Below are 16,813 nucleotides of genomic sequence, written 5' to 3'. Positions count from 1 at the left end.
GCGATGTTTCCGGACGACGAATTCGAGCCGACCAAGAAGCCGAAGCCGGTGGCGCTGGCAAAGCCCGCTTCCGGCCAATGCCTGTGCGGCAAGGTGCGGTTCGAGATCGACGTGCCGGCGCGCTGGGCCTGGCATGATCACACACAAGCCAGCCGCCGCGCCCATGGCGCTGTGTATGCGACCTATGTCGGCAGCTGGCGCAAGCGCTTCCGCATCACGCAAGGCGAGAGCGAGCTGTCGCGTTACGAAGACGCGAAGAGCAAGACCGCGCGCAGCTTCTGCACCAATTGCGGCACGCCGATCATCTACGAACGCGCCCGCTCGCCGCATATGGTCAACATCCCGCGCGCGCTGTTTTCGGGGCGCACCGGGCGGCAGCCGCTCTATCACATCGCGATCGAGGAGTTGCAGGAATGGGCCTACACCGGCGAACCGTTGGTGCCGCTGAAAGGCTATCCCGGCGTGGTGTGGCAACGCTCGAAAAAGAAGAAGCGCAGCGCGCGCGAGGGGATGTTCTAGCACGCTGAAGAGGAAGGGGCCGAAGCCCCTTCCTCCGCGCTCAATAGCGGTGCCAGCGATGCCAATGGTGCCAGCGATGCCAGTGGCGCCAATGACGCCAGTGGTAACCGTGACGCCAGTGCCGGTGCCAGCCCCAGCCACCATAGCCGTAACCACCCCAGTACTGCGGATGGTAATAGGATTGCGGATGGTAGTAGCCGCCGCCGTAATAATGGCGGTGCCAGCAATGGCCCCATTCGTTGCAGACGTAGCCGGCGGGGACGACGGCTCCCGCTGCGGGGACTTCGATCGGCATCGCCGATGCGGGGGTGCTGGACAGAGCAACGCCGCCGAGGGCGGCGATGCCAACACATGCGGAAACGAGTTTCATGAATATCACCTCCTTCAACATCAGTTGGAGGCGATGAGCGGACGGCGGGTTCGTCGGGTTACAGAGGTTTAATGCCGATCAAGATGTCGCTGATCGCAAGCGCGAACGAAACCTTCCGTGAGGCGCGCGCCTGCGGAATGCCGCCATGATCGCCCGCTCGATTGCCCGCACCGCGCAAGTTTGGTCATCTCGCTCGATCCCGTCGGCCAACGCGCCGGCAGGCCTGGAGGGAACATGAAGAATCGCATTACCGGCCGCTCGGCATTTCTGGCGCTGCTGAAGGATGAGGGCGTCACCCATCTGTTCGGCAATCCCGGCACCACCGAACTGCCGATCATGCACGCGCTAAAGGACCATCCCGATCTCACCTATGTGATGGCGATGCAGGAGAGCCTCGTGGTCGCGATGGCCGATGGCTTCAGCCGCGCCTCCGGCAAGCTGGTCGCCTGTAACGTCCATGTCGCGCCCGGCCTCGGCAATGCGATGGGCTCGCTCTACAATGCGAGCTTCACCGGCACGCCGCTGATCCTCACCGCCGGGCAACAGGAGCAAGGCCACGGCCTGACCGAGCCGGTACTGTTCGGCCCGCTGGTGCAGATGGCCACCCCCTTGGTGAAATGGGCGGTCGAGGTGACGCGGCTCGAGGACCTGCCGCGTATCGTGCGCCGCGCCGCCAAGATCGCGACCACGCCGCCGACCGGCCCGGTGTTCATCTCGCTGCCGGGTGACATCCTCAATGCCGAGGCCGGCATCGAGCTTGGCCGTTCCACCCGGATCGACACACGGGTTCGTCCGTCGGAGGACTCGCTCAGCGCGCTGGCCGCGCGCATCCTCAAGGCCGAGCGCCCGGTGATCGTGGTCGGCGACGAGATCGTCAAGAGCGATGCGCTGCGCGAGGCCGCCGATCTCGCCGAGACGCTGGGCTGCCCGGCCTGGCAATCGCCGACGCCCTATGGCGCGCATTTCCTGTCCGAGAGCCCGAGTTTCATGGGCGCGATCGCGCGGTTGCAGAAGGTCGCGCGCGACGTCCTGGCACCGCATGACCTGTTGATCGCGCTCGGCGGCGACCCGCTGCGGATGTCGGTCTACAGCGAGGTCGATCCGCTGCCGGACGGGCTCTCGATCGTGCAGGTCGGCCTGGTCGACAACGATCTCGCCCGCAATTATGGCGCCGAGATCGCTGTGAAGGCCGACGTCAAGGAGACGCTGCGCGCGCTGGTGCCGGCGTTGAAACAGGCGGGCGGCGGCGCGCTGGCGGCGCGCGCCAGACAGGGGCTCGCGGTGCTGTCGACGAAAAACTGGGCGGCGAAGCGCAAGGCGCTGGTTGAGCAGATCTCGAAGGCCAGCCAGACCTCGCCGATCGATCCGGATTGGCTCGCGCTGCAAGTCGTGGAAGCGATGCCCGATCATGCAATCCTGGTCGACGAAGGCCTGACCTCGTCGCGGCAGATCATCGGCTTGAGGCCGCATCGCGACCGTTACGGCTATCACGCGCTGGCCTCCGGCGGCATCGGCTGGGGGCTGCCCGCCTCGGTCGGCGTCAGCCTCGCCAATCCGCAGCGGCCGGTGGTGTGCTATTCCGGCGATGGCTCGTCGATGTATTCGATCCAGTCGCTGTGGACCGCAGCCAACCACAAGCTGCCGCTCAACTTCGTCATCGTCAACAATGGCGGCTATCGCATCATCAAGCAGCGCCTGCTCGCCTTCCACGGCGACGACAATTATGTCGGCATGGACTTCATCGACCCGCCGGTCGATTTCACGGCGCTGGCGCGCTCGCTCGGGCTCGAGGCGATCAAGATCACCGATCCGCAGGAGCTGAAGGGCATGCTGAATTCCGCGTTCAGCCGGCCCGGCGCGAAGCTGATCGAGGTGGTGGTGAGCAATTCGGTGAATTGAGTTTGGCCGCGTTCCTCAGGATGACGGGTCGGAAATCGTAGGGTGGGTTAGCCGAAGGCGTAACCCACCGTCGGTCTCTCATCCGCACGTGAGACTTGGACGAAGATGGTGGGTTACGCTTCGCTAACCCACCCTACGCACCTACTGCGCGGCGCTCGGCTTCACGCGATAGCGGCTCGCCGGATGCGCATCGTTCAGCCGTGCACGGCCTTCGCCGAACAGCTTCTCCCGCAGCGTGCCCTTGGCATATTCCCGCTTGTAGCGGCCGCGCTTGACGAGCTCCGGCACCAGCATGTCGGCGATGTCCTCGAAATCGCCGGGCGAGATCGCGAAGGCGACGTTGAGGCCGTCGACGTCGGTCTCCTCGAACCATTGTTCGATCTTGTCGGCGACCTGCTCGGGCGTGCCGACCACGACCGGTCCGGCGCCGCCGATGCCGACATGCTCGGCGACCTCGCGCACGGTCCAGACCCGGTCGGGATCGGCGCGGGTGACATTGTCCATCGCGGAGCGGCCGGCGTCGTTCTGCACGTGCCGCACCTCCTGGTCGAGCGAATAGGTCGAGAAGTCGACGCCGGTCCAGCCCGACATCAGCGCCAGCGCGCCCTCGTGGCTGATATGGCTGCGGTACTCGGCATACTTCGCCTTGGCTTCGGCCTCGGTCGGCGCCACCACGATGCACATCATCGAGAACATCAGGATTTCGGCCGCGTTGCGGCCCTTCTCGGCGGCGAGCTCGCGGATCGCCGCCACCCGCGGGCCGATCACCTTCGCCGACGGTCCCGACATGAATACGCATTCGGCGTGCTCGGCGGCGAATTGCCGGCCGCGCGGCGAGGTGCCGGCCTGGTAGAGCACCGGCGTGCGCTGCGGCGACGGCTCGGAGAGATGGATTGCGTTGAGCCGGTAGTTGGCGCCTTCGTGCTGCACACGGTGCACCTTCGCAGGATCGGTAAAGATGCCGCGCGCGACGTCGCGGATCGCGGCGTCATCCTCCCAGCTGCCTTCCCAGAGCTTGTAGACCAGCTCCATATACTCGTCGGCGAGCTCGTAGCGGTCGTCATGCGCGGTCTGCTTGTCCTTGCCGGCACCGCGCGCCGCCGAATCGAGATAGCCGGTCACCACGTTCCAGCCGACCCGGCCATTGGTCAGATGATCGAGCGTCGACATCCGCCGCGCGAACGGGTAGGGCGGCTCGAAGGAGAGATTGCTGGTGACGCCGAAGCCGAGGTTTTCGGTCACCGCGGCCATCGCCGGGATCAGCATCAGCGGCTCGTTGGCCGGGGTCTGCGCCGCATTGCGCAGCGCCGCATCCGGATTGCCCGCGTAGACGTCATAGACGCCGAGCACGTCGGCGAGGAACAGGCCGTCGAACCGTCCGCGCTCCAGCGTCCTCGCCAGGTCGGTCCAGTAGGACAGCTTGTTGTAGTCCTTGGTGCGGTCGCGCGGATGGGTCCACAGCCCCGGCGACTGATGCGTCACGCAGTTCATGGCAAAGGCGTTGAGCCGGATTTGTTTTGTCATTGCTGAAAACCTTGGTCGAAAACTTGCGCGCCGTGCCGCCCGGTCGATGTCGGGCGTCCCGCATCAACTTGTTGCGACTTCCCACGTTTTGGCAAGGCCCCTTCGCGATTCACACCCTTCCGGTGCTGCGCCGATCCCGATAGGTTGCGGCCCTCCAGAAGCATGATCCGGGTGTGCGATGCAGCCTATCCAGCGGGATCATGCCAAGACGCGACCGGACGAAGGAACAATCATGGCGACACGGGCCGACGCAATCGCGAACGTGCGAGAGCATTTTCAATCGGGACAGTTCCTGAAGGAGCTGGACCGCAGGGTCGGCTACCAGACCGAGAGCCTGAATGCCGACAAGGGTGATGCGCTGCGCGCCTATCTGGTGGAGAATCTGCAACCGGCCTTCGCCGAGCTCGATTTCAAGACCAGGCTGATCGAATCGCCGACCGGCCGCGGACCCTATCTGATCGCCGACTACCAGGAAGATGCCGCGCGGCCGACCGTGCTGACCTACGGCCACGGTGACGTCGTCGACGGCATGGTCGGCGAATGGCGTGACGGGCTCAATCCCTGGCAGATCACCGTCAAGGGCGATCGCGCCTATGGCCGCGGCACCGCCGACAACAAGGGCCAGCATTCGATCAACATGGCCGCGCTCCGTGCGGTGAAGCAGGCGCGCGGCGGCAAGCTCGGCTTCAATGCCAAGTTCATCATCGAGACCGGCGAGGAGATCGGCTCGCCCGACCTGCGCGAGGTCTGCGAGGCGCATCGCGAGGAATTGAAGGCCGATCTGTTCATTGCTTCCGACGGCCCGCGGCTGTCGGTGGAGCGTCCGACCATCTTCCTCGGCTGCCGTGGCGGCAACCGCATCCATCTCGACGTCAACCTGCGCGAGGGCGGCAACCATTCCGGCAATTGGGGCGGCGTGCTGGCCAATCCCGCCACCATCCTGGTCAACGCGATCGCGAGCCTGGTCGACGGCAAGGGCCGCATGAAGCTCGATATCCTGAAGCCTCCGCCGATCTCGAACCGTGTCCGCGCCGCGCTCGCCGACGTCGAAATCAAGCCGACGGCGGATGAACCGCAGCTGGCGGAGGATTGGGGCGAGGAGGGCCTGACCGCGGCCGAGCGGCTCTATGCCTGGAATACGCTGGAAGTGCTGGCGATGTCGGCGGGCAATATCGAGAAGCCCGCCAATGCGATCCCCGGCAAGGCCAACGCGGTGCTGCAACTCCGCTTCGTGGTCGGCACCAAATACCTCGAAGTGATTGATGGCGTGCGTGACCACCTGCACAAGAACGGCTTTCCGATGGTCGAGGTGTCGGGTGCGCAGCGCTTCGGCGCCTCGCGCACCGACATGGACAGTCCGTGGATCGACTGGGCCGCGAACTCGATCCGCGCCACCACCGGCAAGGCGCCTGCGGTGCTGCCGAACTTCGGCGGCTCGCTGCCGAACGACGTGTTCTCCGAGGGACTCGGCCTGCCGACGATCTGGGTGCCGCACTCCTATCCCGGCTGCTCGCAGCATGCGCCTGACGAGCACATCCTGCTGCCGGTGACCGAGGAAGCGCTGACCATCATGGCCGGCTTGTTCTGGGACCTCGGCGAGACGCCGCGCAAGGGGTGAGGGACCGCGCCGCATTTTTCCCGTCATCCTGAGGAGCGGCGATAGCCGCTCCTCAGGATGACGGGGAAGACGTGGAAGACCGGAGCAAGCCCGGCCATGACTCGCCGAGAGAGTAGTGCCTGACACGGCCAAGGAATCTAGATGACCCTATCGACGCCGATCACCTCCGAAGCCGACGCCACCACCAAGAAAAACATCACCCGCCTGATCGTCGCGACCTCGGTCGGTAATGCGCTCGAATGGTACGACATCTCGGTCTATGCCTATTTCGCGGTCTACCTCTCCAAGGCGTTCTTTCCCACGAACGACCCGACCATCTCGCTGCTGCTCACCTTCGGCAGCTTCGGCCTGTCGTTCCTGATCCGTCCGATCGGCGGCGTCGTGCTCGGCGCCTATGCCGACCGTCACGGCCGCAAGGCTTCGCTGATGCTCTCGATCGTGCTGATGACGTTCGGCACGCTGGTGCTGGCGCTGATGCCGACCTTCGAGACCATCGGCATCCTGGCGCCGATCGCCGTGATGGCGGCGCGGCTGGTGCAAGGCTTCTCCGCCGGCGGCGAGTTCGGCTCATCGACCGCGTTCCTGGTCGAGCACATGCCGGAGCGGCGCGGCTTCGTGGCGAGCTGGCAGTTCGCGAGCCAGGGCGTCAGCGGCCTGCTCGGCGCGGGCTTCGGTGCGCTGCTGACCTCGCTGATGAGCCCCGAGGACCTGCAATCCTGGGGCTGGCGGCTGCCGTTCCTGTTCGGCGTGTTGATCGGCCCGGTCGGCATCTACATCCGCAACCATGTCGATGATGCGACCCCGCCGCCGGCCGCAGAGCAGGGATCGCCGGTCAAGGAGGTGTTCGCGAAACAGATGCTCCCGACCATCCTGGCGATCGGCGCGCTCGCGGTGTCGACCGCGGTGAACTACCTGATCATCTACATGCCGACCTATGTGGTGAAGACGCTCAACCTTGAACCATCGGTCGGGTTCATCGCCGCATTCGCCGCGCAGACCGCGGTCGCGCTGCTGGCGCCGATCGCGGGCTTCGTCTCCGACAAGATCGGACGCACCACGCACATGATCCTGTTCGCGCTGCTGCTGCTGGTGTCGATCTTCCCGGCCTTCCTGATGCTCACCGGCAAGCCGACGCCCACCATCATCCTGCTCGGCGTGCTCTGGCTCGGCGTGCTCAAGTCGTTGTATTACGGGCCGCTGGCGGCGCTGATGTCGGAGCTGTTTCCGCCGGCGACACGTGCGACCGGGCTCGGGCTCAGCTACAATATCGGCGTCACGGTGTTCGGCGGCATGGGGCCGGCGATCATGACCTGGATGGGCGGTTTTGCGCTGATCGGCGAGCTCGCGCCGGGCTATTATCTCACCGCGGTCTGCATCCTCAGCCTGTGCTCGCTGTTCACGATCCGCAGGATGCGGCTGGCCTGATTTCGTGAAGCGAAATTCGGACATCGCTATTGTTGCAGAGCAGCGTAGATAGTCGAAATCAAAGTTTCATCTGACGAAAGTATACGGTGTCCGGCGAACGTCATCCGTCCTAGGATGATGGCCGCCGGGCGCATCTCTTCGCCGCGCCCGGTTCAGGATTTGGAATTGAGGGCAGGGAAGGCCAAGGCATGAACGCCTCCACGACTGCGACCGCACGGACCAGCCGCAAGAGGTCATCACCAGAGCCGGGCCAACCCGACAAGTTCAATGCGATCCAGAAAGTCTGCGCGATCCTGCGCGTGCTGGCGCAGCGCTCGCCGTTGCGGCTCACCGACATCGCCGACACCACCTCGCTGAACAAGGCGACTGCGCTGCGCATCCTCAACTCGCTGATCGAGGAAGGCTTCGTCAGCCGGGTCGCCGGCGCCAAGACCTATGAGCTCGGCCAGGAGGCGCGGGTGATGGCGGTCGGCGCGCGCCGCTCGGTCGACATCGCGGAGCTGGCGCAGCCGAGCCTGTTGCGGCTGTCGGAGCGCTCGGCCGACACCGCGCTGCTGTCGGTACGATCCGGCGTCGAGGCGTTGTATCTGGCGCGCTCGGTCGGCAGCCATCCGCTGCAACCGAATTATCTACAGATCGGCAGCCGCCGTCCGCTCGGCGTTGGTGCCGGCGCGCTGGCACTTCTGGTCTGGCTGCCGGATGCCGAGATCGAGGCCGTGATCGAGGTGATCGTGCCGCGGCTGGCGAAATCGCCGCGCATCACGCCGAAGTTCCTGCGCGAGCGGATCGCAGTGGCGCGCAAGGCCGGGCACACCGTGTTGCTCGACGCCGCATTCCCCGGCATGGGCGGCGTCGGCGTCCCCGTCCGCGACGATGCCGGCGAGGTGGTTGCCGCGCTGTCGATTGGCGCCGCGACCGACCGCATCCGTCGCCGCGAGAGCGAACTCGCCGACATGCTGAAGAAGGAAGCCCAGGTGCTGGCGCGTGCGATGGCGCAGGCGCCGAAGAACGGGCGCGCGGTCAAGCCGGGCTTGTGATCGGCGAAAGCCGGTCGGCTACGAGCCTGGTCATTTCGGAAAGCCGCTTCGTACTTTTCCGGATCAGGCTCTATATCTGCCGGATCGTGGCAAAGTCGAAATCGGAGTTCGGTGGATTCTCGCCGACGCGGAGCATGGTGTCGCTCGGGAAGAGATGCGGCGGAACCGGCAGATTATAGGGTGCCGGCACGCCGTTATAGACGCGTCCTGCGAGATCGTATTTGGAACCGTGGCACGGGCAGAAATAGCCGCCCGGCCAATTCGGCGCTGGCGAGGTCGGGTTCGGGTCCGGTTCGAACAACGGGATGCATCCGAGATGGGTGCAGATGCCGACCACGACGCCGAACTCCGGTTTGACGGAACGATGCCAGTTCGCAACGTAGTCCGGTTGCTGCAACTCGGACGATTGCGGATCCGCCAATTGCGACAGCAGCGCCGGATCCTTCAGCTTCTCGACGGCCTGCGGCGTGCGGTGGGTCACGAACACCGGCCTGGTTCGCCAGCGCAGCACCACCTGCTGGCCCGGTGCGACCTTCGACAGGTCCAGATCGACCGGTCCGCCCGCAGCCAGCGTCGAGGCGTCAGGGTTCATCTGGCTGATCATCGGGATGAGCGATGCGACGGCGCCGACCGCGCCGAAGGCGGCCGTGGCGACGTAAAGGAAGTCGCGGCGCGAGGCTTTGCCGGACGTCAGGAGTTTTGCCGTGGAGATCGAGTCAGCCATCGCGGGAACCTCCTTGTCCAAAGGACCACGAAGGGAACGCGGACGACCGGAACGCAGTGTGATCGAGCCTGGCGATCCCGACGGATCTACGACGGTTTGGGCGCACCGTCCGATCCCGGCTCGGAGTGATCCCGTGACGGCACTCTTCGTCAGGATCGGAGGCTGTGCGTCTCGCAGCGATGTTTCACCGCATGCACCAGGACATATGGCGACGCTGGCCGTGACGGCCAGCGTCGCTTGGTTAATTCGGGTCTATCTTCAAACGAAGGTGAACGTCATGTGTTGGCTCACGCCCCCTCATCCAGCGCCACCATCTCGCGCTTCTTGCGCAGCGAGGGCAGCAGCGGACCGACCAGCAGCAGCAACGCGAAGGCGAGACAGATCGCCGAGATCGGCCGCTCCACGAAGGTCATCAGGTCGCCCTGCGAGAGGATCAGCGATTTGCGCAGGTTGTTCTCCAGCATCGGTCCGAGCACGAAGGCGAGCACCAGCGGCGCCGGCTCGTAGCCGAGCTTGCGCATGAAATAGCCGATCACGCCGAACGCGATCATGACATGGACGTCGAACACGTTGTTGCTGGAGCAGTAGACGCCGATGATCGTGAACAGGATGATCAGCGGGAATAGCACGTTGTAGGGCAGCCGCAGCAGCTGCACCCACATGCCGATCATCGGCAGATTGAGCACCAGCAGCATCAGATTGCCGATATACATGCTGGCGATGATGCCCCAGAACAGCGTCGGGTTCTGCTGGATCATCAGTGGGCCCGGCTGCAAGCCGTGGATCACGAAGGCGCCGAGCAACAGCGCCATCACCACGTTCGGCGGGATGCCGAGCGTCATCAGCGGAATGAAGGCGCCGCCGGCGGCGGAATTATTGGCGGATTCCGGTCCCGCGACGCCCTCGATCGCGCCATGGCCGAAGCGCTCCGGATGTTTCGACAGCCGCTTCTCCAGCGCGTAGGACGCAAACGACGCCACCACGGCGCCGCCGCCGGGCAGGATGCCGAGGAAGAAGCCGAGCACGGTGCCGCGGCCGACCGGCCCGGCGCTGGCTTTCCAATCCTCCTTGCTCGGCAGTAACTGCGTGATCCTGGTCTTGATGATGTCGCGCTTGATCGCCTGCTCGGTGTTGAGCAGCACCTCGGCGACGCCGAACAGGCCCATCACGACAGGCACGAGACCGATGCCGTCGATCAATTCGATGCGGCCGAAGGTCAGCCGCGGCTGCGCGGTGATGCTGTCGAGCCCGACCAGGCCGAGCACGACGCCGATGCAGGCCATCAGCAGCGCTTTGGCCATCGAGCCCTGGGTGAGGAAGGTCAGCACCACGAGGCCGAGCACCATCAGACTGAAATATTCGGCCGGCCCGAAGGCGATCGCGACGCTGGCGAGCGAGGGCGCCACCAGCATCAGCGCGACCAGCGAGAAGGTGCCGGCGATGAACGAGCCGAACGCGGAGATGCCGAGCGCGGGGCCGGCGCGGCCCTGCTTCGCCATCTGGTGGCCGTCGATACAGGTGACGACGGAGGCGGCTTCGCCAGGAATATTGACCAGGATCGAGGTGGTCGAGCCGCCATACATCGAGCCGTAATAGATGCCGGCCATCATGATGATGCCGGACTCCGGTGTGCCCGACAGCGTGACAGGCAACAGCAGCGACATCGCCGAGATCGGGCCGATGCCGGGCAGCACGCCGACCAGGGTGCCGATGAAGACGCCGATGAAGCAATAGATCAAATTGACCGGCTGCAGCGCGACGCCGAGGCCGTGGGCGACGTTGACGAGAGTATCCATGGGATTTGCTCAACCGATCTCGAACATGCCGCTCGGCAACTGGATCGCGAGCAGGTGTTTCAGCACCCACCACATCCCGAGCGGGGCAAGGATGGACAGCGGGATCGCCAGCGACCAGCGCACCGGATCGATCACGCGCAACAGCAACAGCATCAGCGGGATCGCCGACAGCAGGAAGCCAAGCGGCTCCAGCGCGAAGGCGAATGCGACGAGGCAGGCGATCACCAGCACCGGCTTGCCCCAGCGCGCATCCTGCCAGCGTGAGGCGAAGGTCGGGCCGCCCTCGGTGACCGCCGCGATGATGATCGAGGTCGCGAACACGCACATCAGGATGCCGGCATAGAACAGCACATAGCCGGAGCCGGGATCGTTGATGGTGCCGAGCTTGAGCTTCAGGCCCGACCAGAGCACGAAGATGCCGAGCGCAAGCCCGATCAGGCCGCCCCACAGCTCGGAGTTGTTGAGGCGGAGTTTGACGTTGGTTTGGTCTGTCATATGAAGCGGCCCTTAGATCACCGTCGTCCTGAGGTGGCGGCGCGGATGATCTCCCCACCCGTTGTCCCGGCGAAAGCCGGGACTCATAACCACAGGGTCACGTTGTTGGAACGAGCCGGTGCCCCAGCGTTGCGCAACAAATAGCCTTTGGTGGTTATGGGTCCCGGCTTTCGCCGGGACGACACCGGGGTGGTTCTCGCGCATCCCGTTGTGAGTCCCGTCGTAGCGGACTGAACTCTACTTCTTCGCCAGACCGAGCGTGTCGATCACCTTGCGCTCGGACTCGGTGACCTCGACCACGAACTTCTTGTAGTCCTCGGTGTTCTTGTAGTTCGGCACCATGTCGTATTTGGCGAGCGTCGCGATCACCGCCGGGTCCTCGATCGCCTTCTTGAAGGCGTCGTGCAGCTTGGCGACGATCTTGGGGTCCATGCCCTTGGGGCCGGCGATGCCGAACGGCGAGTCGTAGATCATGGGATAGCCGAGCTCCTTCAGCGTCGGCACGTCGGGATAGTTCGGCGAGCGCGTGCCGGTCCACACCATCAGCAGGCGGAGCTTGCCGGCATCGACCAGCGGCCGCCAGCCGGTGGAATCCGCCTGCAGCATGGTGTGCTGGCCGAGCACCGCGGCGTTGGTCTCGGCACCGCCCTTGAACGGCACCTGGGTCAGCTTGATCCCGGCCATCAGGGCGACCTGCTCCATGCCAACATGCAGCGAGGTGCCGGTGCCGGCGTCGCATAGGTCACCTTGCCGGGATTCTTCTTGGCGAAATCGACCACGTCCTGCCAGGTCTTGAATTGCGACTCCGCATTGGTGGTGACGCCGAAGGTGTAGCCGGTGAGGTGGATGATGTAGGAGAAATCCTTCGCCGGATCCCACGACACCTCCTGCATCAGCGGCAGGCGGAACACGGTGATCGGAAGCTGTGCGATGGTGTAGCCGTCGGGCTTGGCGCCCGCGGCCATGGTCGCCGGGCCCACGGTGCCGCCGCCGCCCGCTTTGTTGTCGACCGCGATCGGCTGGCCCAGCACCTTGGAGGCGCTCTCGGCGATCGCGCGCATCGAGATATCGGTCGAGCCGCCCGCCGGCCATGGCACGATCAGCGTGATCGGCTTGGTCGGATAATCCTGCGCGTGCGCGGCAACCGACACCAGCATGCCGGCGGCCGCGAGCAGGACCATCAAGCGATTTCGTTGCGACATCTCGATCTCTCCCTGGGCCCGATCGCGACCCCCGTCTTGTCCGGAATTGGCAATGATCGCCCCTGTCATCGCAGGGACATGAAAGCGCATTGCAGAACGCGGCGGGCAACGGAAGCGCGAATTGGTCTCGAAGCGCCGGCTGCGACAATTGGTCTGCCGCGACCTGCCGAGCGACGGAATTAGATCGGCATCCGGTCCGACGGATTGGCAGTCCCTGGCCGCATGGGGAAGCGCGCGGCTGACCGGCAAGCCCGGTTTGGTCAAGCGAATTATCTAGGGAACCCAAGGGCATCGGTGCCTTGCGAGAACCGGCGCTTCCGGCCATCATGGTACCGTCCGTCGCAGGAAACCTGCCCACCCGATGACGCCATCGCCTGACGCTACCGACGACGCCGTCATCAGCGCGTTTGCCGGCCTTCCCGCATTGCTGGATCAGGCGCCTGCGCTGCTCCGGCGCGGCCGACTGCTGGACTGCGACTGCCTGCTCGGCCCGATGGCGCGGCCGTTCCATGCTGCGATCCGTGCCGGGCGCATCGTCGAGCTGGTGCCGTCGCCGGTGCTGATGCGCTCGTGGCGCTTCGCCTATCGCGCGACGCCGCAGGCCTGGTCCGCCTATTGGCAGCCCGAGCCGAAGCCCGGCTGGCACGATCTGCTGGCGCTGACCAAGCGCGGCGAGGCGGTGCTGGAAGGCGATCTGCACCCCTTCATGGCGCATCTCCAGTATTTCAAGGACCTGCTGGCGCTGCCGCGGCAGCGGATCGTGGCGGCTGCATCATGAGTGGGCCCCTCGCGAACGGCCATATCGAGCCGATGGTCGGCCGCTACGTTCACGTCGAGATCGGCGGCGAGCTGCACCGGATCTATTTCGAGGAGCACGGCCAGGGCATTCCGCTGGTCTGCCTGCACACCGCGGGATCCGATGCGCGGCAGTGGCGGCATCTGCTCGCTGATGCGCAGTTTGCCGAAAACTTCCGCATCATTGCCTTCGATATGCCCTGGCATGGCAAGTCGAATCCGCCGAAAAGCTGGACCGGCGATGAATACCAGCTCACCACCGCGCGCTACACCGAGACGATCCGCGCCTTCTGCCGCGCGCTGCGGCTGGAGAAGCCGGTCGTGATGGGCTGCTCGATCGGCGGCCGCATCGTGCTCAACCTCGCGATCGCGCACGCTGCCGAGTTCCGCGCGCTGATCGGGCTCGAGGCCGCCGATTTCCAGGCGCCGTGGTATGACACCGACTGGCTGAACCGCCCCGACGTTCACGGCGGCGAGGTCTGTGCGGCGCTGGTGTCGGGGCTGATTGCCCCGCAGAGCCCGGAGCCCGCGCGGATGGAAACGCTGTGGGCCTACAAGCAGGGCGGCCCCGGCGTGTTCAAGGGCGACCTCTACTTCTATCGTGTCGACGGCGACCTGCGCGGCCGGGTCGCGTCAATCGATACTAAAGTATGCAAGCTCTATCTGCTCACGGGCGAGTATGATTTCTCCTGCACGCCCGACGACACGAGGCGGACCGCAGCGGCAATAGGGGGCGCCAGCGTCACGATCATGGAGAAGCTCGGTCATTTTCCGATGAGCGAGAATCCCGAACAGTTTCGACGCTATATCGCACCCGTCCTCGCCGACATTCTCACGCATTGATCGACCGTTTCCACGAAGGAGTAGACGTATGACACGCAAATATCTCATTGGCTTCGCGCTCGCTGCCGCGCTCGGCGCGAGCCAGGCGCAGGCCGAAGAACTCACCGGGACGCTGAAGAACATCAAGGACACCGGCGTGATCACGCTCGGCTACCGCGATTCCTCGATTCCGTTCTCCTATCTGGACGACAACCAGAAGCCGGTCGGCTACGCCATGGACATCTGCTACAAGATCGTCGATGCCGTGAAGAAGGAGCTCAAACTCGACAAGCTCGAGGTCAAGCTCAACCCGGTCACCTCGGCGACGCGTATCCCGCTGATGGCAAACGGCACCGTCGACCTCGAATGCGGCTCGACCACCAACAATGCCGAGCGCCAGAAGCAGGTCTGGTTCACCAACAGCCACTTCCTCACCGCGAGCCGCTACGTGACGAAGAAGGCGAGCAAGATCAATTCGATCGACGATCTGAAGGGCAAGACGGTGGTCTCCACCGCCGGCACCACCAACATCAAGCAGCTCACCGAGGCCAATCTCGCGCGCGGGCTGAACATCAACATCATCCCGGCCAAGGACCATGCCGAGGCCTTCCTGATGGTCGAGACCGATCGCGCCGCGGCGTTCGTGATGGACGACATCCTGCTCGCGAGCCTGGTCGCCAGTTCGAAGTCGCCGGGCGACTATGTGCTGTCCAAGGACGCATTCTCCAAGCCCGAGCCCTATGGCATCATGCTGCGCAAGGACGACGTGCCGTTCAAGAAGGTTGCCGATGCTGCCACCGCCGCGCTCTACACCAGCGACGAGGGCTTGAAACTCTACGACAAGTGGTTCAACCAGAAGATCCCGCCGAAGGGCCTGAACCTCAACGTTCCGTTGGGGCCGGAGATGAAGAAGCAGCTTGCCAAGCCGTCGGATTCGCCCGATCCGGATGCCTATCTGGTCAACTGATCGCGAGAGCCGTTAGTCTAACGTAAGCGTGTCCGGCCATTCTGGAGGAGAATGGCCGGACATTTGCATAGACGCCACGCTTGATGTTGGCGTAATGCGTCATCGGCGCGGGAGCGCGGGGACACGTGAACTACAATTGGAACTGGCACATCTTCCTTGAGCCGAACCCGATGGGGACCGGCACCTATCTCGACCTGTTGCTGGCGGGACTGGTGGTCACCGTCAAGGTGTCGCTGCTGGCCTGGGTCATCGCGCTGATCTTCGGCTCCGTGATCGGCGTGCTGCGCACGCTGCCGTCGCGGACGGCGTCGTGGATCGGCTTCTGCTGGGTCGAGTTCTTCCGCAACATGCCGCTGCTGGTGCAGCTGTTCCTGTGGTTCTTCGTGCTGCCCGAATTGCTGCCGAAATCCGCCGGGCTGTGGCTGAAGCAGTTGCCGAACGCGCCGTTCTGGACCGCCGCGATCGGCATCGGCTTCTTCATGTCGGCGCGCGTCGCCGTGCAATTGCAGGCCGGCATCTCCTCGCTGCCGCGCGGGCAGAAGCAGGCCGCAACGGCGCTCGGGCTCACCACGGTGCAGGGCTATCGCTACGTGCTGCTGCCGATGGCGTTCCGCATCATCCTGCCGCCGCTGACGTCCGAGTTCCTCAACACCATCAAGAACAGCGCCGTGGCCATCACCATCGGCCTGATCGAACTGACCGGCCAAGCCCGCTCGATGCAGGAATTCTCGTTCCAGGTGTTCGAGGCGTTCACCGCGGCAACCGTGCTCTATCTCCTCCTCAATTTCGTCGTGGTGACCGCGATGCGCTTCCTCGAGCGCTACGTGGCGATCCCCGGCTACATCACGGGCAAATGACCATGCTCGCGAATTTCGATTTCGACGTCATCCGCCGCGCGCTGCCCTACCTGTTCTTCGAGGGCATGCGGTTCACGCTGACGCTGACCGCGCTCGCAACGCTCGGCGGCCTGGTGTTCGGCACAATGATCGCCCTGATGCGGTTGTCGAGCTACAAGGTGCTCGGCCGCATCGCGGGCTTCTATGTCGACTTCATCCGCTCGCTGCCGTTGGTGCTGGTGATCTTCTGGTTCTACTTCCTGGTGCCCTATATCGGGCAGTGGCTGACCGGCGCGTCGCGGCCGATCGCGGTCGGCGCCTTCGCCTCCTCGCTGATCACCTTCATCGCATTCGAGGCGGCGTACTTCTCCGAGATCATGCGCGCCGGCATCCAGTCGATCTCGCGCGGCCAGCCGGCCGCCGCCAGCGCGCTCGGCCTGACCTATGCGCAGTCGATGCGCTACATCGTGCTGCCGCAGGCGTTCCGCAACATGCTGCCGGTGCTGCTGACGCAGACCATCGTGCTGTTCCAGGACACCTCGCTGGTCTACGTGCTGTCGATCCCGGATTTCCTCGGCGCCGCCAGCAAGGTCGCGCAGCGCGACGGCCGCCTGGTCGAAATGTACCTGTTCGCCGCGCTGGTCTACTTCGTCATTTCCTGTATCGCGTCGTTTGGCGTCCGCCGCCTGCAATCGCGCATCGCCATTGTCAGGTAGCATTGACATGCGGCTATCAATTCGAGCCACGAGCTCCTTCACCTCTCCCCATGGGAGAGGTCGGCGCA

At 64.8% G+C, this 16,813-nt stretch carries 15 protein-coding genes and 1 pseudogene; 10 read left to right on the top strand and 6 right to left on the bottom strand.

Features of this window, described 5'->3' with window-relative positions; genetic code table 11:
• The first annotated feature begins 3 nt into the window (after positions 1 to 3).
• A complete protein-coding gene (locus tag CWS35_RS00720) occupies positions 4 to 519 on the top strand; it encodes a GFA family protein (RefSeq protein ID WP_245438821.1) in 516 nt (171 codons plus the stop codon).
• 40 nt (positions 520 to 559) lie between these two features.
• Here the strand turns inward: CWS35_RS00720 and CWS35_RS00710 are convergent, their stop codons facing one another.
• Positions 560 to 889, bottom strand: coding sequence for a hypothetical protein (locus CWS35_RS00710; protein WP_168226239.1), 330 nt, complete (start codon positions 887 to 889; stop codon positions 560 to 562).
• 234 nt (positions 890 to 1,123) lie between these two features.
• Here CWS35_RS00710 and CWS35_RS00705 point away from each other — a divergent pair, with 234 nt between their 5' ends.
• A complete protein-coding gene (locus CWS35_RS00705; protein ID WP_100955927.1) occupies positions 1,124 to 2,788 on the top strand; it encodes a thiamine pyrophosphate-binding protein in 1,665 nt (554 codons plus the stop codon).
• 141 nt (positions 2,789 to 2,929) lie between these two features.
• On the opposite strand, the gene CWS35_RS00700 is transcribed toward CWS35_RS00705, so the two are convergent.
• Positions 2,930 to 4,312 (bottom strand): LLM class flavin-dependent oxidoreductase, encoded by a 1,383-nt coding sequence (locus CWS35_RS00700; RefSeq protein WP_100950218.1) that lies wholly within the window; start codon positions 4,310 to 4,312, stop codon positions 2,930 to 2,932.
• Between the two features lie 232 nt (positions 4,313 to 4,544).
• On the opposite strand from CWS35_RS00700, the gene CWS35_RS00695 reads away from it, so the two are divergent.
• From CWS35_RS00695 to CWS35_RS00685, 3 genes are all read left to right on the top strand, one after another.
• Positions 4,545 to 5,930, top strand: a complete 1,386-nt coding sequence (locus tag CWS35_RS00695; RefSeq protein ID WP_024581243.1) for a M20 family metallopeptidase — start codon at positions 4,545 to 4,547, stop codon at positions 5,928 to 5,930.
• 141 nt (positions 5,931 to 6,071) lie between these two features.
• The gene (locus CWS35_RS00690) at positions 6,072 to 7,355 is read left to right on the top strand and encodes an MFS transporter (protein WP_024581242.1); all 1,284 of its coding nucleotides are present in this window, start codon (positions 6,072 to 6,074) and stop codon (positions 7,353 to 7,355) included.
• Between the two features lie 188 nt (positions 7,356 to 7,543).
• Positions 7,544 to 8,392, top strand: a complete 849-nt coding sequence (locus CWS35_RS00685; protein ID WP_024581241.1) for an IclR family transcriptional regulator — start codon at positions 7,544 to 7,546, stop codon at positions 8,390 to 8,392.
• 70 nt (positions 8,393 to 8,462) lie between these two features.
• Here CWS35_RS00685 and petA read toward each other — a convergent pair whose 3' ends face one another.
• The 4 genes and pseudogenes from petA to CWS35_RS00665 all read right to left on the bottom strand — a co-directional run bounded on the left by petA (position 8,463) and on the right by CWS35_RS00665 (position 12,609).
• Positions 8,463 to 9,116, bottom strand: coding sequence for a ubiquinol-cytochrome c reductase iron-sulfur subunit (petA, locus tag CWS35_RS00680; RefSeq protein ID WP_100955926.1), 654 nt, complete (start codon positions 9,114 to 9,116; stop codon positions 8,463 to 8,465).
• A gap of 287 nt (positions 9,117 to 9,403) precedes the next feature.
• Positions 9,404 to 10,912, bottom strand: coding sequence for a tripartite tricarboxylate transporter permease (locus CWS35_RS00675; RefSeq protein ID WP_024581239.1), 1,509 nt, complete (start codon positions 10,910 to 10,912; stop codon positions 9,404 to 9,406).
• A gap of 9 nt (positions 10,913 to 10,921) precedes the next feature.
• A complete protein-coding gene (locus CWS35_RS00670) occupies positions 10,922 to 11,407 on the bottom strand; it encodes a tripartite tricarboxylate transporter TctB family protein (RefSeq protein ID WP_024581238.1) in 486 nt (161 codons plus the stop codon).
• 237 nt (positions 11,408 to 11,644) lie between these two features.
• Positions 11,645 to 12,609 (bottom strand): annotated as a pseudogene (locus CWS35_RS00665) (Bug family tripartite tricarboxylate transporter substrate binding protein).
• A gap of 361 nt (positions 12,610 to 12,970) precedes the next feature.
• Here CWS35_RS00665 and CWS35_RS00660 point away from each other — a divergent pair.
• The 5 genes from CWS35_RS00660 to CWS35_RS00640 all read left to right on the top strand — a co-directional run bounded on the left by CWS35_RS00660 (position 12,971) and on the right by CWS35_RS00640 (position 16,745).
• A complete protein-coding gene (locus tag CWS35_RS00660) occupies positions 12,971 to 13,387 on the top strand; it encodes a hypothetical protein (RefSeq protein ID WP_100950216.1) in 417 nt (138 codons plus the stop codon).
• A complete protein-coding gene (locus tag CWS35_RS00655) occupies positions 13,384 to 14,247 on the top strand; it encodes an alpha/beta fold hydrolase (protein ID WP_100950214.1) in 864 nt (287 codons plus the stop codon). Before CWS35_RS00660 ends, CWS35_RS00655 begins: the two co-directional genes overlap by 4 nt.
• Positions 14,248 to 14,275: 28 nt before the next feature.
• On the top strand, positions 14,276 to 15,193 hold the full coding sequence (locus CWS35_RS00650) for an amino acid ABC transporter substrate-binding protein (protein WP_024581234.1): 918 nt from the start codon (positions 14,276 to 14,278) through the stop codon (positions 15,191 to 15,193).
• A gap of 125 nt (positions 15,194 to 15,318) precedes the next feature.
• Complete coding sequence (locus CWS35_RS00645; RefSeq protein WP_024581233.1) at positions 15,319 to 16,050, top strand: amino acid ABC transporter permease; 732 nt, start codon at positions 15,319 to 15,321, stop codon at positions 16,048 to 16,050.
• Positions 16,051 to 16,052: 2 nt separating this feature from the next.
• Positions 16,053 to 16,745, top strand: coding sequence for an amino acid ABC transporter permease (locus CWS35_RS00640; RefSeq protein WP_024581232.1), 693 nt, complete (start codon positions 16,053 to 16,055; stop codon positions 16,743 to 16,745).
• Positions 16,746 to 16,813 lie beyond the last annotated feature (68 nt).

The sequence above is a fragment of the Bradyrhizobium sp. SK17 genome (assembly GCF_002831585.1).
Lineage (GTDB): Bacteria > Pseudomonadota > Alphaproteobacteria > Rhizobiales > Xanthobacteraceae > Bradyrhizobium.
Note: the sequence above shows the minus strand (reverse complement) of the source record. Positions and strands in the feature narration are given on the sequence as shown.